This window comes from Streptomyces sp. NPDC045967 (assembly GCF_056430495.1).
This window is the reverse complement of record NZ_JBWKLE010000001.1, coordinates 492716-517342: the sequence shown is the minus strand read 5'-3', so window position 1 is coordinate 517342 and position 24627 is coordinate 492716. Positions and strand designations below refer to the sequence as shown.

The following is a 24627-nucleotide window of genomic DNA, read 5'->3' as shown; positions in this document are numbered from 1 at the left end:
TCATGCGGTCGTGCGGTCACGGGATCGGCGGGGCGTCCGCGGCCGGCGCATCAGCGGTGCGCCGTCGCCCGGCCGAGCAGCAGGCAGACCAGGACGGCCAGCGCCGCGGCCGCCGCGCCCGCCACCGCGAGCTGGACCAGCCGGGGCTGACCCGCTCCGGTCAGCAGGGCCAGGCTCTGGGCGACGGCGGCCGAGGCGACGACGGCGGCTGCCGGCCGGACGGCGCCGAAGGACTGGAGCAGCAGACCGGTCCACATCACGGCGCCGAGCAGGAGCAGGGTCGCGCCGCGCGCCCCGGTCAGGGCCGGTGCTCCCGGCCAGAGCAGGGTGCCGGCCACCCCGAGGGCGAGCAGCACCCCCAGGTAGGTGCCGAGGCACCGGCCCAGCGTGGTGAGCATCCGGCGCCGGAAGGAGCGGGGCGAGCGGGCCGCCCGCAGCCCGGCGAGGCTGCCGCTGCGGAAGCGGTGCAACAGCCATTCGGCGGGGCCCATGCTGAGGGTGAGGGCCACGGCCGAAGGGGCGGCGACGGCCTCGGCGGGGCCCCCGGCGAGCACCTCGCCGAGGGCGGCGTACAGCACGAGCAGGCCGGTGCCGAGGCCGAAGACCCCGTAGGGCACGGAGTCGCCCAGCCGGGGCCCGCGCGCCGCGTACTCCTCCTCGGCGCCCCGCAGCATCCGCCAGCGCACCGGACCGGTGCCGGGCCTGCGGACCCACCAGCCGCGGACGCGGGTGACGGCCGCCCGGGCGCTGTCGGCCAGCGGGAGTTCCCGCAGGGCCAGGGTGCAGGCGGCCAGCAGGGAGGCTCCGAGCAAGGTCGTCCGCACCGGCAGGGGCAGGTCCACGAAGAGCGTGAGCAGGGCCCCGGCGGCCATCGGGCCGAGCGCCGCCAGCAGCACCCGCTCCCGGCCGAGGACGAGCAGGACGGTGGCGGCCCCGACGTAGAGGGCCTGTCCTGCGGCGAAGGCATAACTGAACGGCGGCCCGCCGGGCACGGCCAGCGCGGCGGCGGTGCCCAGCAGGGATCCGGCGGGGGCCCCCGCGAGCAGGGTCCGCCCGGCGGCGGCCCGGTCGCCCAGCCCGAGCCAGGAGTAGGCCCGGTGGGAGAGCGTCTGGTCCCAGACCCAGCCGATGAGCGCGCCCGCGAGCAGGGTGAGGGTTCCGGCGGGCAGGCCGAGCCGGTCGGGCGGCCCGTCGAGCAGGGGTGCGCCAAGGAGGTAGGCCAGCCCGGGCAGGGCGAAGATGACGCCGCGCAGGAGGCAGGCGGTGAGGGAGACCTTCCAGGGGTCGGGGGTGTCCTCCGGCTCCGGGAAGGAGCGGGGCACCCGGGCGTAGAGCTCCTCGGCGAGGGCGAAGGAGTCCCGGCGGCCGTAGGTGAGCCGGATGTACTCGTCGGTCATGCCGTCGGATTCGAGGACGGCGGCGATCTCGTCGGGGTGGACGGCCGCGGCCGCCAGCCCGTCCAGCCGGGACAGCAGGTCGTCGAGGGGATCGACCGCCGCCGGACCGTCGCGGCGCGGCCTGGGGATCGCGGGCAGGGTGTCGCCGCCCGGGGCCTTCAGCCAGAGGGATCCGCTCACCACAGGCTCCCGTCGGCCGCGAGTTCCCGGTACCAGGGGTCGGCGAGCCGCTGGGTCCACTCGTCGCCGGGGCGGACGGGCAGCACGGGCTGGCCGGCGAGTTCGCGGTAGATGTGCCGGAAGCCGTCCACGGACTGGTGGAGGGTGAACTTCTCCACCACCCGCTTGCGGGCAGCCCGGCCGAGCTCGGCGCGGCGTCCGGGATCGCGCAGCAGGGCGAGCGTGGCACGGGCCATCGTCTCGGGCTCGCGCGGCGGGACGACCAGGCCGGTGTCGCCGACGGCCTCGCGGACCCCGCCCACGTCGGTGGAGACGGTGGTGCGGCCGCAGGACATCGCCTCGATGATGCTGAAGGGGAAACCCTCGCTGATCGAGGAGAGCATCACGATGCTGCCCGCCGCGTAGGCCCGGGCGACCTGCTCGATGCGGCCCTCGTACGAGATCCCGTCCGCGACGCCCAGGTCGGCGGCGAGTTTCTCCAGCCGCAGCTTGTACTCCTCGCAGCCGGCCGGGACGGGCCCGAAGAGGCGCAGGCGCAGCGCCGGCAGCTCCTCGCGCAGGAAGGCGTAGGCCCGGATGAGGGTTTCGAGGTCCTTGATGGGGTCGATGCGGCCGCACCAGCTGAGGGTGGGCACGTCGGGTTCGGGGCCGGCCTCGGGGAAGGCGTGCGGGTCGACTCCGTTGTAGACGGTGCGGATCCGGTCGGAGGCGGCGCCCCCGCGCTCCTCCCAGCGGCGGTTGTACTGGTTGCAGGGGGTGATCAGGTCCGCCTGCCGGTACCCCTCGGTGTTGAGCTCGCGGTAGAAGCCGAGCAGCAGGGCCTTGACGGGCCAGCGCTGGGCGGCCGAGCGGTAGCCGAGGTAGCGCTCGCGCAGGTAGATGCCGTGCTCGGTGAGGAGGAACGGCACCTCGTCCAGGTACTTGGCGGCGAGGGCCGGCAGGGTGGCGAGGCCGCTGCTGACGGCGTGCGCGACGCTGTCGGGCGGGATCCGGACGCAGAGCGGGCGCAGCGCGTGCTCCAGCAGGTCGGTGGCGGTGAGCGCGTCGTGGATGGTGGGGGCTGCGGCCGCCGTGGCCAGACCGGGCCGCGTCCACAGGGTCATCAGCAGCCGCAGGACGGACTCGGAGCGCAGGGCCGGGGCGAGGCGCCCGGCGCGGGCCAGGACGGCCAGTTCGCGCAGGGCCTCGGAGAAGCGGCGGTCGCCGGGGCCGGGCGCGGGTTCGAGCAGGGACAGCAGGAAGGTTTCGTAGACCTCGGTGAAGCGGCGGTGGGCCTTGCCGCGCAGGGCGGTGCGGCGGACCCGCCGGCCACTCGACGGAAGGGCGCCCCAGAGCGGTACGGAGGTGTGCCGGTAGACGTTGCGCGGCAGTTCCCAGGTGACCGGCTCGCGTCCGGAGCCGGTCAGGGCTATGAGATTGAAGTCGACCTCCGGCATGCCGCGGACCAGCTGGTCGCACCAGGTGCTGACGCCCCCGTGGACGAGCGGGTAGGTGCCTTCGGTGAGCATGGTGACATGGCGCCCATGGCTCATGCGGTGTGTCCCCCCAGGACGTGAAAGGGGCCGGCGCCCGTGGATTCGCGGAGCGCCGGCGCTTGTGTTGCTCGGCTTGCGGAAAGGCCCGTTGGGTCAGCTGGGCAGCTTGAGCGTGACGGCGCTCTGCAGCAGTTCGGGCGCGGTCCAGGTGGAGCGGGTGCCGGCGTAGGCGGTGCCGAAGTCGGCGGTGCCGAGGAGCATCTGCTTCCTGGTGCCCTGGGGAGCGGTGACCGGGGCGAGGACTCCGGAGGGCGCCTTGACGGTGACGGCGGTGCCGATCCGGTAGGCGGTGACCTTGCCCTCGGCGAGCGCCTTGTCCCAGGCCGCGCGGCGCTGGAGCTCGACGCCGGTGTCCTTCATGCTCTGGTTGACGATCGGCGCGCTGGGCGCGTAGAGGGCGCGGTAGGTGTCGAGGACCCGGTCGAGCACGGGGTAGAGGGTCCGGTCCTCGGCGAGGTTGGACTGGTGCACGTAGTGCGGCCGCGGGTCGTTGGCCAGGACGTGCCGCAGGGCGGTGCGGGCCTCGGCCGGGACGATGTGGTCGCGGTAGCCGGTGGTGACGTCCAGCGGGGCCGGCAGGCAGGTGGAGGTCGCCGGGTTGTCCTCGCAGACGCCGCTGCCGCCGTGCGCGCGGCTGGTGTAGATCCAGTTGTACTCGTCGGCCATCTCGGCGTCGGTGCCCGTGTTGTAGTAGACGTTCATCGGGTGCCGGGGGACGGTGAGCGCGGAGCCGAGCGCCCGCTGCGCCGGTTCGCGGGAGTTGTCGCTGCCGGCCCACTTGACCCCGTTGTCGGCGAGGGCGCCCGCCAGGTTGGGGTTGTCCACGGGCTGCTGGGGAGCGGTCTTGAGGCCGGAGTGCTCCCCGGTGACGAGCTCCGACCGGTCGAGGGCGATCCCCTTCGCGGCGGCCCAGTTGTTGTTGTCCCGGATCTGGGCGGAGATCTCGGCGCGGCTCATGTACTGGACGGCGCCCTGGGCGTTCTTCGTGCAGGTCCAGGGGACGACGGCGGTGTTCTGCACGCAGCCGAGGAACGGGTGGGTGTAGGTGTGGTTCATCCACCGGTACTTGGCCCGGTCGGCGACGAGCTGGGCGGTCAGCGCGTCGACACCGCCGTTCTCGGCCTTCCACTCCTCCCCGGCGCCGCCGTTGAAGAGCATGTCGAGCTTGAAGTCCTTGGCCGTCTGCCACTGCGCCGCGTACACGGCGTCGGCGGCGGTCATCCGGATGGTGCTCTCCTTGCCCTCGCCGCCCGGGCAGGCGTAGTCGCCGGGCGTGCAGTTCAGCTCCTTGTTCCAGCGGGCGTCCGGCGCGAAGACGTCGTCGACGTGGACCGCGAAGTAGTTGCGGCTCTGGCCGAGGTGGACGCCCTGGGTGAGCCAGTCGACGATGCCGCGGGCGAGCAGCCGGAACTGCTGCTGGTGCTGGTTGTAGCCGAAGGTGACGACCAGCTCGCTGCGCCCGTCGTGGGCGTACTCGCCGACCAGGGAGGCCCGGCCGCCGCCGACGGGCGCGTCGACGTAGCTGGTGTAGCCGGGCCGCGGCTTGCCCATGAATCCGAAACTTTCCGGAACCAGGGCGGAGTTGTCCTCGAAGACGACTTGTCCTCCGAGGTAGCCGAAGGGGCCCGTCCGGCCGGCCGCGGTCACGGCGGCCTGGGTGCCGTCGAGCTGGCCGCTGTAGCCGCCGTTGTCGGTGTACTCCAGGCCGACGCCGGGGTGCGCCCAGGTGTAGGCGTCGACCTGGCGGACGCCGTACGCCGTCTCGTACGCGGCGAGCGCGGCCATCTCGGCGGAGCCCTCCCCGAAGGGGTTCTCGTTCGGCAGGACGACGCCCTGGTACTTGGCCCGGGGACGGCCGTCCACCGTGTCGGCGAGGAAGCCCGCGTCGATGACCGGGCGGCTGCCGCTGCCCAGCTGGACGCGGGTGAACGGCACCCCGGTGTCCCGGAGTTCCGCGGTGATCGCCTCGACCGAGCTGCCGCCGTCGTCGACGACCAGCACCTTCAGATCGATGCGCGGTGCCGTGGCCGCGTGGGCGGTCGCGGCGGGTACTGCCACGGAGAACAGGGCCGCCGCGGCCATGGCAGCGGCAAGCCTGTTCATCCGGTTCTCGTTGACCATTTCGGCCTTCCCCCCGCAGGCATCCCTCGACACGGCCCATGGCGGTCGGCCGGGCCGGGGAGGCTCTGTGGAAATCATGCAAAGGAACCCCGCGTCCCCTTGCGAGAGTGGACCGAGTCTTTCGGACCTCGTCAGGTCTACGGGGCAAACCTGGAGCAGAGTCCACGGATGGGTGAATCTCCAGGCGTCCTGATCGAACAACTTGCCAAATCTTCGAGTGGCGTACGGCAGAGTCCGTACGCGTAGGCTCGTTTCTGGCAACCGTCGGGCCCGAATACGATCGCCTCGGATGGCCGTCCACCCACTCGGCCCACACACACAAACGGAAGCGAGACTTCACCACCGTGACTGCTCTGACTCTCAGCACTGCCGGCGCGGCGACGCTGCGCGCCGACGCCCTCGTCGTCGGTGTCGCCAAGGGCCCGAAGGGTCCCGTCGCCGCCGCGGGCGCCGAGGCCGTGGACAAGGCGTTCGACGGTAAGCTCGCCGCCGTACTCGACGCCCTCGGCGCCTCGGGCACCGAAGGCGAGATCACCAAGCTGCCGGCCCTCTCGGGCCTGAAGGTCCCGGTCGTGCTGGCGGTCGGACTCGGCTCCCTCCCGGAGGAGGACGAGTCGTTCGACGAGGAGGTGCTGCGGCGCGCCGCCGGCGCCGCCGCCCGCGCCCTACACGGCTCCAAGAAGGCCGGCTTCGCGCTCCCCCTGGACGACGCCTCCGCCGTCACCGCCGTCGCCGAGGGCGCGCTGCTCGGTGCGTACGCCTTCACCGCCTACCAGGGCGGGGAGACGAAGACCGCGAAGAACGCCGACAAGAACGACGGCCCCAAGCGGCCGCTCGACGAGATCGTCCTGCTCGGCGCCAAGCCGCGCGACAAGGAGCACAAGGCCGCGGCCGAGCGCGCCATCGTGGTCGCGACCGAGGTCAACATCGCCCGCGACCTGGTCAACACCCCGCCGAACGACCTCACCCCCGAGGCCTTCGCCGCCGTCGCGTCCGCGACCGCGAAGGAGAACGGCGTCAAGGTCCAGATCCTGGACGAGAAGGCCCTGGTCAAGGGCGGCTACGGCGGCATCATGGGCGTCGGCAAGGGCTCCGAGAACCCGCCGCGCCTGGTGCGGCTCTCCTACACCCACCCCAAGGCGGACAAGACCCTCGCCTTCGTCGGCAAGGGCATCACCTACGACTCGGGCGGCATCTCCCTGAAGCCGGCCGGCCACAACGAGACGATGAAGTGCGACATGGCCGGCGCCGCCGCCGTCTTCGCCTCCGTCGTCGCGGCCGCGAAGCTGGGCCTGCGGGTCAACGTCACCGGCTGGCTCGCGCTGGCCGAGAACATGCCCTCCGGCACCGCCACCAAGCCCGGCGATGTGCTGCGCATGTACAGCGGCAAGACCGTCGAGGTCCTCAACACCGACGCCGAGGGGCGGCTGGTCCTCGGTGACGCGCTGACCCGCGCCTCCGAGGAGAACCCCGACGCGATCGTCGACGTCGCGACCCTGACCGGCGCGATGATGGTGGCCCTCGGCAACCGCACCTTCGCCATCATGTCGAACGACGACGCCTTCCGTACCTCGGTCCACGAGATCGCCGAGGAGGTCGGCGAGTCCTCGTGGCCGATGCCGCTCCCCGCCGAGCTGCGCAAGTCCATCGACTCCCCCACCGCCGACATCGCGAACATGGGCGAGCGGATGGGCGGCGGCCTGGTCGCCGGCATCTTCCTGAAGGAGTTCGTCGGCGAGGGCGTCACCTGGGCCCACCTCGACATCGCCGGCCCGGCCTTCCACGAAGGCGCTCCGTACGGCTACACCCCCAAGGGCGGCACCGGCGCCGCCGTCCGCACCCTGGTGCGGCTGGCCGAGCGCACGGCCACCGGCGACCTGGGCTGACCGGCCCCGCGGCACCGGATGTGACATGCCTCAAGCCCTGGTCGCCACTCGACCGGGGCTTGAGGCGTGTTCACCCACAACGAAATCCGTAGGTTTCTACGCACTGGTAACCCCTGCTTCGGGCGGAACCGCCTGCCACATCGTGGGCCCGGCGTCCCGCGTTCCGCCGACAAATGCGAAGATGGGTTCTCGGCAGGACAGGGCCCCCACCACAGGGCCGAAGAACTAGCGGCCGATTATCAGCCGCCGCCCGGTCACAGAGGACCGGTGCCCGGCGCACATGCATGGAGGACGTGACGTGGCGAACGACGCCAGCACCGTTTTCGACCTAGTGATCCTCGGCGGTGGCAGTGGCGGTTACGCCGCGGCGCTGCGCGCATCCCAGCTGGGTCTGGACGTTGCCCTGATCGAGAAGAACAAGCTCGGTGGCACCTGCCTGCACAACGGCTGCATCCCCACGAAGGCTCTGCTGCACGCGGGCGAGATCGCGGACCAGGCCCGTGAAGCCGCCCAGTTCGGTGTCAAGACCTCTTTCGAGGGCATCGACATCGCGGGGGTCCACAAGTACAAGGACGAGGTCATCTCGGGCCTGTACAAGGGCCTGCAGGGCCTGGTCGCCTCCCGCAAGGTGACCTACATCGAGGGTGAGGGCCGCCTCTCCTCGCCGACGTCCGTCGACGTGAACGGCCAGCGCGTCCAGGGCCGCCACGTGCTCCTGGCGACCGGCTCCGTGCCGAAGTCGCTGCCGGGCCTGAACATCGACGGCAACCGGATCATCTCCTCGGACCACGCCCTGGTCCTGGACCGCGTGCCCGAGTCCGCCATCGTCCTGGGCGGCGGCGTCATCGGCGTCGAGTTCGCCTCGGCGTGGAAGTCCTTCGGCACCGACGTGACCATCGTCGAGGGCCTCAAGCACCTCGTCCCGGTCGAGGACGAGAACAGCTCCAAGCTGCTGGAGCGGGCCTTCCGCAAGCGCGGCATCAAGTTCAACCTCGGCACCTTCTTCGACAAGGCCGAGTACACGGAGAACGGCGTCCGCGTGACGCTGGCCGACGGCAAGAGCTTCGAGGCCGAGGTGCTCCTGGTCGCCATCGGCCGCGGCCCGGTCTCGCAGGGCCTGGGCTACGAGGAGCAGGGCGTCGCGATGGACCGCGGCTACGTCCTGGTCGACGAGTACATGCAGACCAACGTGCCGACCATCTCGGCCGTCGGCGACCTCGTCCCCACCCTCCAGCTCGCGCACGTCGGCTTCGCCGAGGGCATCCTGGTCGCGGAGCGTCTGGCCGGTCTGAAGACCGTCCCGATCGACTACGACGGTGTCCCGCGCGTCACCTACTGCCACCCCGAGGTCGCTTCCGTCGGCATCACCGAGGCCAAGGCCAAGGAGATCTACGGCGCGGACAAGGTCGTGGCCCTGAAGTACAACCTCGCGGGCAACGGCAAGAGCAAGATCCTCAAGACCGCGGGCGAGATCAAGCTCGTCCAGGTCAAGGACGGTGCCGTGGTCGGCGTCCACATGGTCGGTGACCGGATGGGCGAGCAGGTCGGCGAGGCCCAGCTGATCTACAACTGGGAGGCCCTGCCGGCCGAGGTCGCGCAGCTCATCCACGCGCACCCGACCCAGAACGAAGCGATGGGCGAGGCCCACCTGGCCCTCGCCGGCAAGCCGCTTCACTCCCACGACTAATCGTCACGGGCGCGACGACCACTTCCGCACATTCGTTAGGAGCAACTGAAACCATGTCGGTTTCCGTAACCCTTCCGGCGCTCGGAGAGAGCGTGTCCGAGGGCACTGTCACCCGCTGGCTGAAGGCCGAGGGCGAGCGCGTCGAAGCCGACGAGCCGCTGCTCGAGGTCTCGACCGACAAGGTCGACACCGAGATCCCGTCGCCCGTCGCCGGCATCCTGGCCTCCATCAAGGTCGCCGAGGACGAGACCGTCGAGGTCGGCGCCGAGCTGGCCGTCATCGACGACGGTTCGGGCGCCCCGGCCGCCGCCGAGGCTCCGGCCGCCGCCGAGGCCCCGGCCGCCGAGCCGGCCGCCGCCGAGGCCCCCGCCCCGGCCGCCCCCGCCGCCGAGGCTCCGGCCGCTCCGGCGCCGGCCGCCGAGGCCCCCGCCGCCGCTGCCGCCCCCGAGGGCGCCGCGTCCGGCACCGACGTCGTGCTGCCCGCGCTGGGCGAGTCCGTCACCGAGGGCACCGTCACCCGCTGGCTGAAGCAGGTCGGCGAGTCCGTCGAGGCCGACGAGCCGCTGCTCGAGGTCTCCACGGACAAGGTCGACACCGAGATCCCCGCGCCGGTCGCCGGCACCCTGCTGGAGATCCTCGTCGGCGAGGACGAGACCGCCGAGGTCGGCGCCCGGCTGGCCGTCATCGGCGTCGCGGGTGCGGCTCCCGCCGCGGCCCCGGCCGCCGCCGCCCCGGCTCCGGCCGCCGCCCCGGAGCCGGCTCCGGCCGCCCCGGCTCCGGCCGCCGCCCCGGAGCCGGCCCCGGCCGCTCCGGCCCCGGCCGCTCCGGCCCCGGCCGCCGCTCCGGAGCCGGCTCCGGCCGCTGCTCCGGCTCCGGCTGCCGCGCCGGCCCCGGCTGCCGCCCCGGCTCCGGTCGCGCCCGCCGCCCCCGCCGCCCCGGCTTCCGCCGGTGACGAGGGCGCGTACGTGACCCCGCTGGTGCGCAAGCTCGCCACGGAGTCCGGCGTCAACCTGAACACGGTCACGGGCACCGGTGTCGGCGGCCGCATCCGCAAGCAGGACGTCCTGGCCGCCGCCGAGGCCGCCAAGACCGCCGCCGCGGCCCCGGCCGCCGCCGCTCCCGCCGCCGCGAAGGCCCCGGCCGCCGCGGTGTCCGAGCTGCGCGGCCAGACCGTCAAGATGACCCGCATGCGCAAGGTCATCGGCGACAACATGATGAAGGCCCTGCACTCGCAGGCGCAGCTCAGCTCCGTGGTCGAGGTGGACATCACCAAGATCATGAAGCTGCGCGAGAAGGCCAAGGCCGGCTTCCTCGCCCGCGAGGGCGTCAAGCTGTCCCCGATGCCGTTCTTCGTCAAGGCCGCCGCCCAGGCGCTGAAGGCCCACGCGGTCGTCAACGCCCGGATCAACGACGACGAGGGCACCATCACCTACTTCGACTCGGAGAACATCGGCATCGCCGTGGACTCCGAGAAGGGCCTGATGACCCCGGTCATCAAGGGTGCGGGCGACCTCAACCTGGCGGGCATCTCCAAGGCGACCGCCGACCTGGCCGCCAAGGTCCGCGGCAACAAGATCACGCCGGACGAGCTGTCGGGCGCGACCTTCACCATCAGCAACACCGGTTCGCGCGGTGCCCTGTTCGACACGGTCATCGTGCCGCCGAACCAGGTCGCCATCCTGGGCATCGGTGCCACGGTGAAGCGCCCGGTGGTCATCGAGACCGCCGAGGGCACCAACATCGGCATCCGCGACATGACGTACCTGACCCTGTCCTACGACCACCGCCTGGTGGACGGCGCGGACGCGGCCCGGTACCTCACGGCCGTCAAGGCCATCCTGGAGGCCGGCGAGTTCGAGGTCGAGCTCGGCCTGTAGGGCTCGCGCCCCCAAGCGCACCAGCCGTTCGGCGCCCCTGTCCGGAAGACCCCTTCCGGACAGGGGCGCTGTCGTGCCCGGCCCCGCCGACCGGGTGACCGGCGCTGTAACCAGCCTCACCCTGCGTCCCTGGACGCGAACGCTTCGCGCCGGGCGACTGCGCCGTATTGTCTACGCATCAGAGCTGCGCATGCCCCCACAGGAGATGAAGCCCGGATGATCACCCCACCCGTCGTGCACTCGCTGCGCGAGCAGATCCGCGAGCACATCGTGGAGGGGATCGTCAGCGGGCGCTGGAAGCCCGGCGAGCGGATCGTCGAGCGCCGGATCGCCGTGGAGCTGGAGGTCAGCCAGACGCCCGTGCGCGAGGCGCTGCGCGAGCTGGAGACGCTCCGGCTGATCGAGTCGGCGCCGAACAAGGGCGTGCGTGTACGGAACCTGTCCGCGGCCGACCTGGAGGAGATCTACCCGGTCCGGGCCGGCCTGGAGCAGATCGCGGCCGAACTGGCGGCGCCGCGCCTGGCGGCGGACTGTTCGGCGCTGGAGCCGCACGTCGCCGCGCTCTGGGAGGCCGACCGCACCGAGGACGGCACGGCGCAGGTGCGGCACACCGTGGGCTTCCACCGGGAGCTGGTGCGGGCGGCGGGGAACAGCGTCCTGCTGCACACCTGGGAGAGCCTGGGCATCGAGGTGTTCACGGCCCTGTCCATCCGCTGGCTGGGAACCGTCCAGAAGTCCTACGCCGAGGAGCACGAGGCGCTCGTCGAGGCGTTCCGCAGCCAGGACCCCGAGATCGGCCTGCTCGTGAAGCGGCACGTCCTGGGATGCGCTCCGCGGGCGTGAGCCGCCCGTAATACCCCCGTCTGACCGGCACCGGGTGCCTGATCCTCTGGCACGCGGTGCCGACTTTTGTCAGATCGACGTTTCTTCGTCACTTTTATTTGATCGATCATCGATCAGGGATTTACAGTCGTCGCGGACCTCAACCAGGTCCGCCGACCCTGTCCTGCCCGTCAGGGATTTCTTCACCACCTCTCCTTTGTCCGGAAGGCGGCGCACACCGATGTCCGACCCCGTAGGAAAGCTTCCGAGCGAGCTCGACCAGCTCCCGGACCGCGACACCGAAGAGACCGCCGAATGGGCGGCCTCCCTCGACGCCGTCGCCCAGGCCGCCGGTACGCGCCGCGCCGAATACCTGCTCCGCCGCACGCTCCAGCACGCCGAGGCCGCCGGCCTCGCCCTGCCGAAGCTGCTGGAGACGGATTACGTCAACACCATCCCCACCTCCGCGGAGCCCGAGTTCCCGGGCGACGAGGCGATGGAAGCCAGGATCACCGCGTGGAACCGCTGGAACGCGGCCGCCATGGTGACCCGCGGCTCCAAGTACGGCGTCGGCGGCCACATCGCCACCTTCGCCTCCGCCGCGTGGCTGTACGAGACCGGCTTCCAGCACTTCTTCCGCGGGAAGGAGGCCGACGGATCGGGCGACCAGCTCTACATCCAGGGCCACGCCTCCCCCGGCATCTACGCCCGCGCCTTCCTCGACGGGCGCATCTCCGAGCAGCAGCTCGACCACTTCCGCCAGGAGTCCGGCGGCAACGGCCTGCCGTCCTACCCGCACCCCCGGCGCCTGCCGTGGCTGTGGGAGTTCCCGACGGTGTCCATGGGCCTCGGCCCGCTGTCCGCGATCTACCAGGCGCGCTTCAACCGCTACCTGCAGAACCGCAGCATCAAGGACACCGCGAACTCGCACGTCTGGGCCTTCCTCGGCGACGGCGAGATGGACGAGCCGGAGTCGACCGCCGCCCTGGCCCTCGCCTCCCGCGAGCAGCTCGACAACCTGACCTTCGTCGTCAACTGCAACCTGCAGCGCCTCGACGGCCCGGTCCGCGCCAACTTCCGCGTGGTCCAGGAGCTGGAGGCCCAGTTCCGCGGCGCCGGCTGGAACGTCATCAAGTCGCTGTGGGGCTCCGCCTGGGACGAGCTGTTCCAGCTCGACACCACCGGCGCGCTCGTACGCCGCCTGCGCGAGGTGCCGGACGCGCAGTTCCAGACCTACGCGACCCGCGACGTGGCCTACATCCGCCAGCACTTCTTCGGCGCGAACGCCGAGCTCGTGCAGCTGGCCGGCGTGCTGTCCGACGCCAAGATCGCCGAGTGCTTCCACAGCTCCCGCGGCGGCCACGAGCCCCGCAAGGTCTACGCCGCGTACAAGGCCGCCCTGGAGCACAAGGGCGCGCCGACGGTCATCCTCGCGCAGACCGTCAAGGGCTACACCCTGGGCGCCGGGTTCGAGTCGAAGAACGCGAACCACCAGATGAAGAAGCTGACGGTCGACGAGTTCAAGGACATGCGCGACCTCCTCGGCCTGCCGATCCCGGACAGCGCCTTCGAGGGCGGCCAGGTCCCGTACGGCCACCCCGGCGCGAACAGCCCCGAGGTCCGGTACCTGCACGAGCGCCGCGCGGCCCTCGGCGGCCCCGCCCCGGCCCGCAAGGTCCACCACGTGGCCCTGCCCGCCCCGGCCGACCGCTCCTTCGCCCCGCTGCTCAAGGGCTCCGGCAAGCAGGAGATGGCCACCACCATGGCCTTCGTCCGGCTCGTCAAGGACCTGATGCGGGACAAGGAGACCGGCAAGCGCTGGGTGCCGATCGTCCCCGACGAGGCCCGCACCTTCGGCATGGAGTCCCTCTTCCCGTCGGCCGGCATCTACTCGCCGCTGGGCCAGACCTACGAGCCGGTCGACCGCGACCAGCTCATGTACTACAAGGAAGCCAAGGACGGCCAGATCCTCAACGAGGGGATCACCGAGGCCGGCGCCATGGCCGACTTCATCGCCGCCTGCACGTCCTACGCGACGCACGGCGAGCCGATGATCCCCTTCTACATCTTCTACTCGATGTTCGGCTGGCAGCGCACCGCCGACCAGATGTGGCAGCTCGCCGACCAGCTCGGCAAGGGCTTCATCGTCGGCGCCACCGCCGGCCGCACCACCCTGACCGGCGAGGGCCTGCAGCACGCGGACGGCCACTCCCACCTGATCGCGTCCACGAACCCGGCGTCGCTCAACTACGACCCTGCCTTCGCGTACGAGATCGCGGTGATCGTCAAGGACGGTCTGCGCCGGATGTACGGCGAGCAGCCGGAAGACGTCTTCTACTACCTGACGGTCTACAACGAGCCGAAGGTGCAGCCGGCCATGCCCGAGGGCGTGGAGGAGGGCATCCTCAAGGGCCTCTACCGCTTCAACACGGCGGCGGACCTGGCGGAGGCGGCCCCGGCGGCCGACGCCCCGAAGATCCAGCTCATGGCCTCGGGCACGGCGATCCACTGGATCCTGGAGGCCCAGAAGCTGCTCGCCGCCGACTGGAACGTGGCCGCCGACGTCTGGTCCGCCACCTCCTGGGGCGAGCTGCGCCGCGACGCGCTCGAGTGCGACGAGGCCCTGCTGCGCGGCGAGGTCCGCACCCCGTACGTCACCCGCGCCCTGGAAGGCGCCGTCGGGCCGGTCCTCGCCGTGTCCGACTGGATGCGTCAGGTCCCGGACCAGATCAGCCAGTGGGTGGAGCAGGACTACACCTCGCTCGGCACCGACGGCTTCGGCCTGTCGGACACCCGTGAGGGCGCCCGCCGCCACTTCGGTGTCGACGCCCAGTCCATCGTGGTGGCCGCGCTGGCCCAACTCGCCCGCCGCGGCGAGGTACCGGCGTCCTCCGTCAAGGAGGCCCGGGAGCGCTACGGCCTCTGAGCCCGGCGAACCCGCGCGGACACGGCCGGTGTCAGCCCCTCGGGGGGCCGACACCGGCCTTTGGCCGTATGCGCGGTGGCGGCGCGGGGGCGAACCCGTGATGCTGGAGCGGTGATGGACGAGACGGAGTTCTGGGAGATCGTCGACCGTACCCGCGAGGCCGCCGACGGCGACCCCGAGGAGCATGCCGAGCTGCTCGTGGAGCGGCTGGCCCAGCTCGACCCCGACTCCGTCCTGGACTTCGCCCGGCACTTCGAGTCGCGGTACAACCGGGCCTACACCTGGGACCTGTGGGGCGCGGCCTGGGTGCTGCTCGACGGGGCCAGCGACGATGCCTTCGACTACTTCCGCTGCTGGCTGATCGGCCAGGGCCGGGAGGTCTTCGAAGGCGCGGTGCACGACCCCGACCAGCTCGCGGAGCTCCTCGGTGAGTTCGACGAGGAGATCGACGGGGACGGCGAGGAGCTGGGGTACGCGGCGGACGAGGCCTACGAGCAGCTGACCGGGTCGGTGGCGCCGGACCTGGGCGTTCCCCTCCAGCCGGCGGAGCCGCAGGGCACCCCGCTGGACTTCGAGGACGAAGCCGTGCTGGCGGAGCGCTTCCCCCGGCTGTGGGACCGCTTCAGGGCCTGAGTCTCACGCGTGCGTGCCGCCGTCGATGCGGATCTCCGTACCGGTGATGAACGCGCCGTCCTGCGAGCCCAGCATCGCGACGACGCCCGCCACGGTCTCGGGACCGGCGAAGCCCTGGCCGATGGCCGGGGCGAGCTTGGCGAAGAGGGACCAGTCGGTGTCCTCCGGCAGGCCGGGGCCGTTGCCGGTGGTCATGCCGCTCTCGATGGAGCCGGGCGCGACGGCCACGAAGCGCAGGCCCTGCTTGCCGTACTCGGCGGCCAGGGCGTGGGTCATGGACTGGATGCCGCCCTTGCTGGCCGCGTAGGCGGACATGTAGGGGTGGGCGAACGACGCGGAGGTGCTGCTGAAGTTCACCACCACCGGCTTGTCGCCCGCCAGCAGCGCCGGGAGCGACTCGCGGATCATCAGGAAGGTGCCGGTCAGGTTGACCCCGATGACCTGGTTCCACAGGTCGAGCGTGGTCTGGTGGGTGTGCGCGGAGCGCAGGATGCCGGCGGCGTTGACGAGTACGTCGAGCCCGCCGAGGGCGTCCACCGCGGCGGCCACGCCCTGCCCGGCCGCCTGCTCGTCGGATATGTCCAGCAGGGCGGTGGTGAGGCGGTCCCGGTGGCCCTCGGCCGCGGCCCGGTCGGCGGTGACCGCGAGGCCCGCCTCGCTGACGTCGACCGCGTGGACGCGGCCGCCCTCGGCGAGGATCCGGTGGACGGTGGCCCGGCCGATGCCGGACCCGCCGCCGGTGATGAGGACGCGACGTCCTTCGTAACGGTTCATGGGCCGAGCGTAGCGAACCAGTGACACGTTTTGCCAGGGTGTCAAAGTATGTGATACCCCTCGTCCGCCAGGGGTACGCTTCCCTGCGTGAGATCCCCGCGTCCGTACTCCCCCCCGGCAGACCCCGCGACGCAGACGCTGACCGAGCGCCGCAAGGCCGCCACCCAGCTCGACATCGCCCGGGCGGCCTGCGAACTCTTCGCCGCACACGGCCCCGACGGCACCACCGCCGAGGACATCGCCCACCGCGCGGGTGTGGCACTGCGCACGTTCTACCGCTACTTCCGCAACAAGCAGGAGGCGGTCGCCCCGCTGCTCGCGGTCGGCGGCGACGCCTGGCGCGCCCTCCTCGCCGAGGAGGAACCCGGCACCCCGCTCGCCGAAGCCCTGGAACGCGCCGTCCGGCGGACGCTGAGCGAGCCCCAGGCGGTCGAGGAGGGGCTGGAGGTCACCCGCGGCCTGCTGCGCGCGGCGGCCGACGACCCGGCGCTGCGGGCCGTCTGGTACCGCGTGAACCAGGACTCCGAGGAACGGCTGGTCCCGGTCGTCGCCCGGCTGGCCGGCCCGGACGCGGAACTCCTGGACGTACGGCTGCTCGCCGCGGCGGCGACGGACGCGATCCGGATCTCGCTGGAGCTGTGGTCGGGCACGGACGCGCCGGTCTCCGGGCCCGGCTCACCCACCGAGCTCGCGGTGCGCTGCCTGCGCGACCTGACGGGCGCGATGCCCCTGCTCCGCTGAGGACAGCGGAACAAGGGCATCGCCACGGGCCCGCGGCCCGGGTCGAGACTCGGCGTCACGTCATTCAGCGGCCGCCGCCCCAGCCACCGCCACCGTTGCCGCCGCCGCCCCCGTTACCGCCACCCCAGCCACCGTTGCCGCCGCCCCCGTTGCCGCCGCCCCAGTCACCGTTGCCGCCGCCGCCCCCGTTGCCGCCACCATTGCCCCAGTCGCCGTTGCCGCCGCGGCCGTCACCGTGGCCCCAGTCGCCGTTGCCGCCGCCCCCGTTGCCGCCCCCGTTACCCCAGTCGCCGTTGCCGCCGCGGCCGTCACCGTGGCCCCAGTCGCCGTTGCCGCCACGGCCGTCACCGTGACCCCAGTCGCCGTTGCCACCGCGGCCGCCGCCCCAGTCAGCGTGGCCCCAGTCGCCGTTGCCGCCCCGCCCGGAGTCGTTCCAGTTCCAGTTGCGCCAGTCGGCGTCGCGCCAGTGGTCGTTGTATCCGCCGACTCCGCCCTGGTTCCAGCACCAGTCGGGCACGTCGCGCCAGTCGCGGTTGCAGCAGTAGTCCCAGCGGGCGTCGGAACGGTGCGACGGGTACCGGTGGCAGTCGTAGCCGCCGTCCCCGCCCCCGCCGCGCCCGGCGACGACCGAAGCCGAGGCACCGGCGACGGGCAGCAGACCTATGGAGATTCCCGCGGCGCCCGCCATGGCGGCCGCAACGATCTTACGGCGCATTGTCATGCACCTCCGTACATGTCTCGCTTATCCAGCCTTTAGGACATTTCCACCCTTACCCGTAGCGGCGGCGCTGTCAAAAGCAGAAAGGCCCCCCGCCGCACTCCGTGGAGTGCGGCGGGGGGCCTCCCATCAGGCATTTCCTAGAGGTCGAAGTACAGCTCGAACTCGTGGGGGTGCGGGCGCTGCGCGATCGGGGCGATCTCGTGCGTGCGCTTGTAGTCGATCCAGGTCTCGATCAGGTCGGGGGTGAAGACACCGCCGGCCAGGAGGTACTCGTGGTCGGCCTCGAGGGCCTTGAGGACGTCCTCGAGGCTGGTCGGGACCTGCGGGACGCTCGCGTGCTCGTCGGGCGAGAGCTCGTAGAGGTCCTTGTCGATCGGCTCCATCGGCTCGATCTTGTTCTTGATGCCGTCGAGGCCCGCGAGGAGCAGCGCCGAGAAGGCGAGGTACGGGTTCGAAGACGGGTCCGGCGCGCGGAACTCGACGCGCTTGGCCTTCGGGTTCGAGCCCGTGATCGGGATGCGCATCGCGGCGGAGCGGTTGCGCTGCGAGTACACCATGTTCACCGGCGCCTCGAAGCCCGGCACCAGGCGGTGGTACGAGTTCACCGTCGGGTTGGTGAAGGCGAGCAGCGACGGGGCGTGCTTGAGGATGCCGCCGATGTAGTAGCGCGCGGTGTCCGACAGGCCCGCGTAGCCGGCCTCGTCGTAGAACAGCGGCTCGCCGCCGGCCCACAGCGACTGGTGCACGTGCATGCCCGAGCCGTTGTCACCGAAGATCGGCTTCGGCATGAAGGTCGCGGTCTTGCCGTTCTTCCAGGCGACGTTCTTCACGATGTACTTGAAGAGCATCAGGTCGTCGGCCGCGGCCAGCAGCGTGTTGAACTTGTAGTTGATCTCGGCCTGGCCGCCGGTGCCGACCTCGTGGTGCTGGCGCTCGACCTGCAGGCCCTGGGCGTCCAGCTCGAGGGAGATCTCGGCGCGCAGGTCGGCGAAGTGGTCGACCGGGGCGACCGGGAAGTAACCGCCCTTGTAGCGGACCTTGTAGCCGCGGTTGTTCTCCTCGGAACCGGTGTTCCAGGCGCCGGCCTCGGAGTCGATGTGGTAGAAGCCCTCGTTCGCGGTGGTCGCGAAGCGCACGCTGTCGAAGATGTAGAACTCGGCCTCGGGCCCGAAGAACGCGGTGTCGGCGATGCCGGTGGAGGCGAGGTACGCCTCCGCCTTCTTCGCGATGTTGCGCGGGTCGCGGCTGTAGGCCTCGCCCGTGATCGGGTCGTGGATGAAGAAGTTGATGTTCAGCGTCTTGTCACGGCGGAACGGGTCCAGGCGCGCGGTGGTGATGTCGGCACGCAGCGCCATGTCGGACTCGTGGATGGCCTGGAAGCCGCGGATCGAGGAGCCGTCGAAGGCGAGCTCCTCCGCCGGGTCGAACGCCCGCGCCGGGATGGTGAAGTGCTGCATCACACCAGGCAGGTCGCAGAAGCGGACGTCAACGAACTTGACGTCGTTCTCCTCGATGTACTGCTTCACTTCGTCGGCGTTCTGGAACATCCAACTCCTCCTACTCCCGGCCCCGGGGCAGGGACGGGTTGTATAGCTCGTGGCGCGTCAGTGCGGTGCCGCACGCTGACCCGACCATAAGCAGACGGGATTTCTCAAGCATGACCCATTTGTTTCGCACAAGTTAACCAGGGTCCCCGACCGGGGGCCGCGAGGCCGCACCGGTACCGTGGTCGGGTGGACAACAGGCAAGCAATCGGATCGTGGCTCTCCGGCCCCCGCGCGGCCGCGGAGGAGATGGGTGTCGACTTCGGCTACCCCGGCCAGCGGCTCGGTCTGCCGCAGCAGGGACCCGGTTCGTTGGCCCGCTTCGGCCGCCGGCTCGGGGCCGTCGTCCTGGACTGGGCCGCCTGCCAGCTGATCGCGTACGGGCTCATCACCGGCGGGAGCGTGGGCGCGGCGGGCAACTGGACGCTCGCGCTGTTCGTGGCCCTGAGCCTGGTGACGGTCGGGACCGTGGGCTTCACGCCCGGCAAGCGGATCGTCGGGCTTCGGGTGGTCGCGCAGGACGGCGGCCGCCTCGGCATCGCCCGCGTCCTGCTGCGCACGGTCCTGCTGGCCCTGGTGATCCCGGCCCTGGTCTGGGACCGCGACGGCCGGGGCCTGCACGACCGCCTCGCCCGCGCGGTCCAGGTCCGCATCTAGGACGCAAGGCCGGCCGCGATGGGCCGGCGGGGCACACGGCGTACGACACAGGGACGCCCCCCGGGCCGGTGGCCGGTTCGGGGGGCGTCCCTGTGTCGTATACGAGAATCAACCGGGCGGGTCAGCGCATCCGGGCGGGTCAGCGCATCTTTCCGCCGCGCGGCATCCGCATGCCCTTGGGCATGGGGCCCTTCGGCAGCGGCATGTTCGACATCAGGTCGCCCATGGCGCGCAGCTTGTCGTTGACCGCGGTGATCTGCGGGCCGGTCAGGACGCGCGGCAGCTTGAGCAGGGTGGTGCGGACCTTCTTCAGCGGCACCTCGCCCTCGCCCGTGCCCACGATGAAGTCGTGCACCGGCACGTCCGGCATGATCCGGGCCAGCTTCTTCTTCTCGTTCGCGAGCAGCGGCTTCACCCGGTTCGGGTTGCCCTCCGCGATCAGCACGACGCCGGCCTTGCCGACGGCCCGGTGGACGATGTCCTGCTGCCGGTTCATCGCGACGGCGGGGGTGGTCGTCCAGCCCCGGCCCACGTTGTCCAGCACGGCCGCGGCCGCTCCCGGCTGCCCCTCCATCTGCCCGAAGGCAGCCCGCTCGGCCCGTCGTCCGAAGACGATCGCCATCGCGAGGAACGCCACCAGGAAGCCCAGGATGCCCAGGTAGACCGGGTGGTCGATCAGGAAGCCGATCGCAAGAAAGACACCGAAGGTGACGATTCCCACGCCCGCGACGATCAGACCGACCTTCGGGTCGGCCTTGCGCGTCATCTTGTACGTCAGGGCGATCTGCTTCAGTCGCCCGGGGTTCGCAGCAGTCTCTGCGTTTGACTTCCTCGCCATACAGCGAAGTTTACGTGGCCTGCGGGGTCCGGGTCGCCGCGGCCTCAAGTACGTGTTCGGTTTCGACCCGGTCCTGGGCCCTGCGGCGGTCCTCCAGGACGGCCGTCCACGCGTTGCGCCGGGCGCCGCTCATGAGCAGCGACTCGATGCCGCGGAAGGCGTCGGAGAGGGTCGGGATGGCAATGGCGCGTACGGGCGCGGCCTGCATGATGTAGATCCCTTTCACGGTGCTCACGTGTGCGGGCGGTGTCAGCGGTGTGTGCGGTGCGTGGACCCATCGTCACTGAATGGTGTTACCAGCGCATGACCGGCCGGTCAAACGTTGCGGAAAACATCGACGCGGCCCGCCGGAACTCTTCCCACGAAGAGCCTAGGGGCCGCGCCGATGCGGGGTTACTGCTTGGTAGCTTTTGTGCGCGAGTTCACACGGCCGCAGCGCCGCGCTTCTCCATCGCCTGGGCGTACAGCCGCCCCGCCCGGTACGAGGACCGGACCAGGGGGCCGGACATCACACCGGAGAAGCCGATCTCCTCGGCCTCCTTCGCCAGCTCCACGAACTCGGCCGGCTTCACCCAGCGCTCCACGGGGTGGTGGCGCGGCGAGGGCCGCAGGTACTGGGTGATGGTGATGAGCTCGCAGCCGGCCTCGTGCAGGTCCTTCAGGGCCTGCGAGACCTCCTCGCGCTCCTCGCCCATGCCGAGGATCAGGTTCGACTTGGTGACCAGGCCGTAGGCGCGCGCCTTCGTGATCACCTCGAGCGAGCGCTCGTAGCGGAAACCGGGGCGGATCCGCTTGAAGATCCGCGGCACCGTCTCGACGTTGTGCGCGAAGACCTCGGGGCGGGAGGCGAAGACCTCCTCCAGCAGCTCCGGGACCGCGTTGAAGTCGGGGGCCAGCAGCTCGACCTTGGTGTGCCCGCTCGCGCGGCCCGCCGTCTGCTGGTGGATCTGGCGCACGGTCTCCGCGTACAGCCAGGCACCGCCGTCGGGCAGGTCGTCGCGGGCGACGCCGGTGATGGTGGCGTAGTTCAGATCCATCGTGACCACGGACTCGCCGACCCTGCGGGGCTCGTCCCGGTCCAGGGCCTCGGGCTTGCCGGTGTCGATCTGGCAGAAGTCACAGCGCCGGGTGCACTGGTCCCCACCGATGAGGAAGGTGGCCTCGCGGTCCTCCCAGCATTCGTAGATGTTGGGGCAGCCGGCTTCCTGGCACACCGTGTGCAGTCCTTCGCCCTTCACCAGGGCCTGCATCTTGGTGTACTCGGGGCCCATCTTCGCCCGGGTCTTGATCCACTCGGGCTTGCGCTCGATGGGGGTCTGGCTGTTGCGGACCTCCAGGCGCAGCATCTTGCGTCCGTCGGGTGCGACTGCGGACACGACCGGCTCCCTGTGACTTCGATTGTTCGGGCGCCCACCAGGGTACGCCCGTAATTTCGTACGCTCTTACGTCAGCCAACCTGCGAGGGCCCGGTCCCATTCCCGGGCGGCTCCCGGGCGGCTAGCTCGCGGCCGGCTCCACCTCGCGGGGCTTCAGCTCCGCGTGCTCCAGTACGTCCCTCAGGTGCCGCTCGACGACCGGCAGCACCTCGGCGATGGTGATCTCCCGGCCCAGTTCGCAGGAGAGCGAGGTCACACCGGCGTCGCGGATCCCGCAGGGCACGATCCGGTCGAACCAGGTGTTGTCGGGGTTCACGTTGATCGCGAACCCGTGCATCGTGACGCCCTTGGCGACGCGGATGCCGATGGCGGCGAGCTTGCGGTCCTCGCGCCGCTGACCGGCGTTGGAGGGGGCGTACTCGGGCCCGTTCAGGCGGGCGTCGAACTCGTCGTCGTGCAGCCGGGGGTCGAGGTCGAGGGAGAGCCCGCCGATCATGGGGCGGTCCTCGACGGGGTCGCCCAGCACCCAGACCCCGCTGCGGCCCTCGACCCGGGTCGTCTCCAGGCCGAACTCGGCCGCCGTGCGGATCAGCGCCTCCTCCAGGCGGCGGACGTGGGCGACCACGTCCACCGGCCGGGGCAGCTTCATGATCGGATAACCGACCAGCTGGCCCGGGCCGTGCCAGGTGATCTTTCCGCCGCGGTCCACGTCCACGACGGGCGTGCCGTCCAGGGGGCGCTCACTGGGATCGGTGCGCCGGCCGGCGGTGTACACCGGCAGGTGCTCCAGCAGCAGGCAGGTGTCCTCGATCTCGTCCGCGAAGCGGGCCGCGTGCACCCGGCGCTGCTCTTCCCAGGCGGCGGTGTACTCGACGGACTCCGGTCCGAAGCCCAGATGGACAAACCCAAGCTCAGCCACCGCAGCGCCTCCTCGTTGAACCTGCTGTGTGCACGTACCGCACTCAGCAAGGGTACGGCGGCTCCTGCGCGGACTCCGGCGGGGTCCGCGCCGGCCCCCGCGGCCGCCGCCGGCCCTTCGCCGGCCGGTCCGGGTCCTCGGCCGCGCGCGGCAGGCGCCGGTGCCCCTCGGAGTGGTCGTTGACCCAGCCGCACACCCCGCACGCGTACCGGCCGTCGAGACCCGCGATGTAGGTGCCGCACCGCCGGCACTCCGCCTCGGTCAGCTCGGGCGCGGGAAGCGGAGCGATCGATTCTGGGCGCTCCTCGGGTCGGTGCGTCCGAAGGGGCGGGCGGGTCATGGGCGCAGCGTACGCGCGCGAAGCGGGTCAGGCCGTAAAGCGCCCCACCGATTCTGCACACGATCGGATGAATGTGGGGCAGAGAGGGCGGCATCAGCGGAGTTCGCCGCTACATTCACGCCGTTCACAGGGCCGGGACCCCGGTCCGTCACGTCAGGAAACCGTGGAGCCGATGACGGAACGACCTGCCCAGCGCGTCCCCAACAGGCAGCTCGCGGCGCTGATCGCCGAAGCGGGGTTCTCCAACGCCGGGCTCGCCCGCCGCGTGGACCAGCTCGGCCTGGAACACGGTCTCGATCTGCGGTACGACAAGACCTCCGTGACCCGGTGGCTGCGCGGGCAGCAGCCGCGCGGGACCACCCCCGCGCTGATCGCCGAGGTCTTCACCCGGCGCCTCGGGCGCCGGCTCTCCGCCCAGGACCTGGGCCTGGACGCCTGCGCGCCCGTCTACGCGGGCCTGGAGTTCGCGGCCACCCCGGAGGAGGCCGTGGACATCGCCAGCGGGCTGTGGCGCAAGGACTCCGGATCACACGCCGAGCTGCGGAAGATCGCCTTCACTCCGGCCGGGCTGGTCGTCCCCAGCCGGGACTGGCTGATCGGGCGGGCCGACGAGCGGGTGGCCCGGGGCGCGGACCCGGGGGTGGCCCGGGTCCCCGTGCAGGGCCGGACCACGGTGCCCCGGCAGCGGCAGATCGACCGCGGGCCCGGACAGCGGGTGACCGGCGGGGACATCGCCGCCCTGCGCTCGGTCAGCGAGTTGTTCCGCACCCTGGACCACGCCTACGGCGGCGGGCACGCCCGCCAGGCCCTGGTGCGGTACCTGGAGCACGAGGCCGAACCGATGCTCCGCGGGACGTACGGGGAGACGACCGGGAGGCGGCTGTTCTCGGCGGCTGCCGACCTGACCCGGCTCGCGGGCTGGACCTCCTACGACATCGCCGCGCACGGTCTCGCCCAGCGCTACTTCGTCCAGGCGCTGCGGCTCGCCCAGGCCGCCGGGGACCGGCCGTACGGCTCGTACGTACTGGTCACCATGAGCCGGCAGGCGGTCTACCTGGGCCACGGCCGGGAGGCGGTGCAGCTGGCCCGCGTCGCCCAGCAGGGGGTCGGCTCGAGCCCCCCGCCGGTGGTGCAGGCGCTGATGCACTCGGCGGAGGCGCGCGGGCACGCGGTGCTCGGCGAGGTCCGGGCGTCGACGGCCTCGCTGGTGCGGGCCGAACGGGCGCTGGGGGCGGCCCGGCCGGGTGACGACGTGCCGCACTGGGCGCGGTACTTCGACGAGGCGCAGCTGGCGGACGAGTTCGGGCACTGCCACCGGGACCTCCAGCAGTACCGGGCCTCGGCGCAGCACGCGGAGCGGTCGCTCCAGCTGCGGTCGCCGGCGTACGCGCGCTCCCGGCTGTTCTGCCGGGTGGTGCTGGCCACGGCCCGGCTGGGGCTGGGCGAGCTGGACCAGGCGTGCACGCTGGGGGCGGAGGCGGCGCAGCAGGCGATGGAGATGCGGTCGGTGCGGGCGGTGGAGTACGTACGGGACTTCGAGCGTCGGCTGGAGCCGTACCGGGACGCGACGGCCGTGCGGACCTACCGGGACCGGGTCGCCGCCCTGCTGTGACCCGGCGGCCCGGTGCGGGGTGGCTCCACCCCGCACCGGGC

At 71.7% G+C, this 24627-nt stretch carries 20 protein-coding genes; 9 read left to right on the top strand and 11 right to left on the bottom strand.

Annotated elements, in window-relative coordinates; genetic code table 11:
- Nucleotides 1-50: 50 nt before the first annotated feature.
- From AC07FY_RS02515 to AC07FY_RS02505, 3 genes are all read right to left on the bottom strand, one after another.
- Complete coding sequence (locus tag AC07FY_RS02515) at nucleotides 51-1577, bottom strand: hypothetical protein (protein WP_478999344.1); 1527 nt, start codon at nucleotides 1575-1577, stop codon at nucleotides 51-53.
- Nucleotides 1574-3109 (bottom strand): GT4 family glycosyltransferase PelF, encoded by a 1536-nt coding sequence (pelF, locus tag AC07FY_RS02510; RefSeq protein ID WP_478999342.1) that lies wholly within the window; start codon nucleotides 3107-3109, stop codon nucleotides 1574-1576. Before pelF ends, AC07FY_RS02515 begins: the two co-directional genes overlap by 4 nt.
- Before the next feature lie 96 nt (nucleotides 3110-3205).
- On the bottom strand, nucleotides 3206-5215 hold the full coding sequence (locus AC07FY_RS02505) for a hypothetical protein (protein ID WP_478999340.1): 2010 nt from the start codon (nucleotides 5213-5215) through the stop codon (nucleotides 3206-3208).
- 362 nt (nucleotides 5216-5577) lie between these two features.
- On the opposite strand from AC07FY_RS02505, the gene AC07FY_RS02500 reads away from it, so the two are divergent.
- The 6 genes from AC07FY_RS02500 to AC07FY_RS02475 all read left to right on the top strand — a co-directional run bounded on the left by AC07FY_RS02500 (nucleotide 5578) and on the right by AC07FY_RS02475 (nucleotide 15064).
- Entirely contained in the window at nucleotides 5578-7119 is a 1542-nt protein-coding gene (locus AC07FY_RS02500; RefSeq protein ID WP_478999338.1) for a leucyl aminopeptidase, read from the top strand.
- Between the two features lie 298 nt (nucleotides 7120-7417).
- Nucleotides 7418-8806: a dihydrolipoyl dehydrogenase gene (lpdA, locus tag AC07FY_RS02495; RefSeq protein WP_478999336.1), complete on the top strand. Its 1389-nt coding sequence runs from the start codon at nucleotides 7418-7420 to the stop codon at nucleotides 8804-8806.
- Between the two features lie 53 nt (nucleotides 8807-8859).
- Nucleotides 8860-10683, top strand: coding sequence for a 2-oxoglutarate dehydrogenase, E2 component, dihydrolipoamide succinyltransferase (gene sucB / locus AC07FY_RS02490; protein ID WP_478999334.1), 1824 nt, complete (start codon nucleotides 8860-8862; stop codon nucleotides 10681-10683).
- A 219-nt stretch (nucleotides 10684-10902) separates the two neighbouring features.
- A complete protein-coding gene (locus AC07FY_RS02485; protein ID WP_478999860.1) occupies nucleotides 10903-11526 on the top strand; it encodes a GntR family transcriptional regulator in 624 nt (207 codons plus the stop codon).
- A 220-nt stretch (nucleotides 11527-11746) separates the two neighbouring features.
- Nucleotides 11747-14431: a pyruvate dehydrogenase (acetyl-transferring), homodimeric type gene (gene aceE / locus AC07FY_RS02480; protein ID WP_478999332.1), complete on the top strand. Its 2685-nt coding sequence runs from the start codon at nucleotides 11747-11749 to the stop codon at nucleotides 14429-14431.
- 114 nt (nucleotides 14432-14545) lie between these two features.
- Nucleotides 14546-15064 (top strand): DUF4240 domain-containing protein, encoded by a 519-nt coding sequence (locus tag AC07FY_RS02475; RefSeq protein ID WP_478999330.1) that lies wholly within the window; start codon nucleotides 14546-14548, stop codon nucleotides 15062-15064.
- Between the two features lie 3 nt (nucleotides 15065-15067).
- On the opposite strand, the gene AC07FY_RS02470 is transcribed toward AC07FY_RS02475, so the two are convergent.
- On the bottom strand, nucleotides 15068-15838 hold the full coding sequence (locus AC07FY_RS02470) for an SDR family NAD(P)-dependent oxidoreductase (protein ID WP_478999328.1): 771 nt from the start codon (nucleotides 15836-15838) through the stop codon (nucleotides 15068-15070).
- An 87-nt stretch (nucleotides 15839-15925) separates the two neighbouring features.
- Here AC07FY_RS02470 and AC07FY_RS02465 point away from each other — a divergent pair, with 87 nt between their 5' ends.
- Entirely contained in the window at nucleotides 15926-16579 is a 654-nt protein-coding gene (locus AC07FY_RS02465) for a TetR/AcrR family transcriptional regulator (RefSeq protein WP_478999326.1), read from the top strand.
- Between the two features lie 64 nt (nucleotides 16580-16643).
- On the opposite strand, the gene AC07FY_RS02460 is transcribed toward AC07FY_RS02465, so the two are convergent.
- Together AC07FY_RS02460 and glnA are read right to left on the bottom strand one after the other, a co-directional pair.
- The gene (locus AC07FY_RS02460) at nucleotides 16644-17300 is read right to left on the bottom strand and encodes a hypothetical protein (RefSeq protein ID WP_478999324.1); all 657 of its coding nucleotides are present in this window, start codon (nucleotides 17298-17300) and stop codon (nucleotides 16644-16646) included.
- A 137-nt stretch (nucleotides 17301-17437) separates the two neighbouring features.
- Complete coding sequence (glnA, locus tag AC07FY_RS02455) at nucleotides 17438-18847, bottom strand: type I glutamate--ammonia ligase (RefSeq protein WP_478999322.1); 1410 nt, start codon at nucleotides 18845-18847, stop codon at nucleotides 17438-17440.
- 186 nt (nucleotides 18848-19033) lie between these two features.
- On the opposite strand from glnA, the gene AC07FY_RS02450 reads away from it, so the two are divergent.
- Nucleotides 19034-19501, top strand: a complete 468-nt coding sequence (locus AC07FY_RS02450; RefSeq protein WP_478999320.1) for an RDD family protein — start codon at nucleotides 19034-19036, stop codon at nucleotides 19499-19501.
- Between the two features lie 139 nt (nucleotides 19502-19640).
- Here the strand turns inward: AC07FY_RS02450 and AC07FY_RS02445 are convergent, their stop codons facing one another.
- From AC07FY_RS02445 to AC07FY_RS02425, 5 genes are all read right to left on the bottom strand, one after another.
- Nucleotides 19641-20339, bottom strand: coding sequence for a DUF4191 domain-containing protein (locus AC07FY_RS02445; protein ID WP_478999318.1), 699 nt, complete (start codon nucleotides 20337-20339; stop codon nucleotides 19641-19643).
- A gap of 10 nt (nucleotides 20340-20349) precedes the next feature.
- Nucleotides 20350-20547, bottom strand: coding sequence for an SCO2195 family GlnR-regulated protein (locus AC07FY_RS02440; RefSeq protein ID WP_478999857.1), 198 nt, complete (start codon nucleotides 20545-20547; stop codon nucleotides 20350-20352).
- Nucleotides 20548-20761: 214 nt separating this feature from the next.
- Nucleotides 20762-21715, bottom strand: a complete 954-nt coding sequence (lipA, locus tag AC07FY_RS02435) for a lipoyl synthase (RefSeq protein ID WP_478999316.1) — start codon at nucleotides 21713-21715, stop codon at nucleotides 20762-20764.
- Nucleotides 21716-21836: 121 nt separating this feature from the next.
- A complete protein-coding gene (lipB, locus tag AC07FY_RS02430) occupies nucleotides 21837-22634 on the bottom strand; it encodes a lipoyl(octanoyl) transferase LipB (protein ID WP_478999314.1) in 798 nt (265 codons plus the stop codon).
- Between the two features lie 43 nt (nucleotides 22635-22677).
- Complete coding sequence (locus tag AC07FY_RS02425) at nucleotides 22678-22974, bottom strand: hypothetical protein (protein WP_478999312.1); 297 nt, start codon at nucleotides 22972-22974, stop codon at nucleotides 22678-22680.
- 172 nt (nucleotides 22975-23146) lie between these two features.
- On the opposite strand from AC07FY_RS02425, the gene AC07FY_RS02420 reads away from it, so the two are divergent.
- Entirely contained in the window at nucleotides 23147-24586 is a 1440-nt protein-coding gene (locus AC07FY_RS02420; protein WP_478999311.1) for a regulator, read from the top strand.
- The last annotated feature ends 41 nt before the right edge of the window (nucleotides 24587-24627 follow it).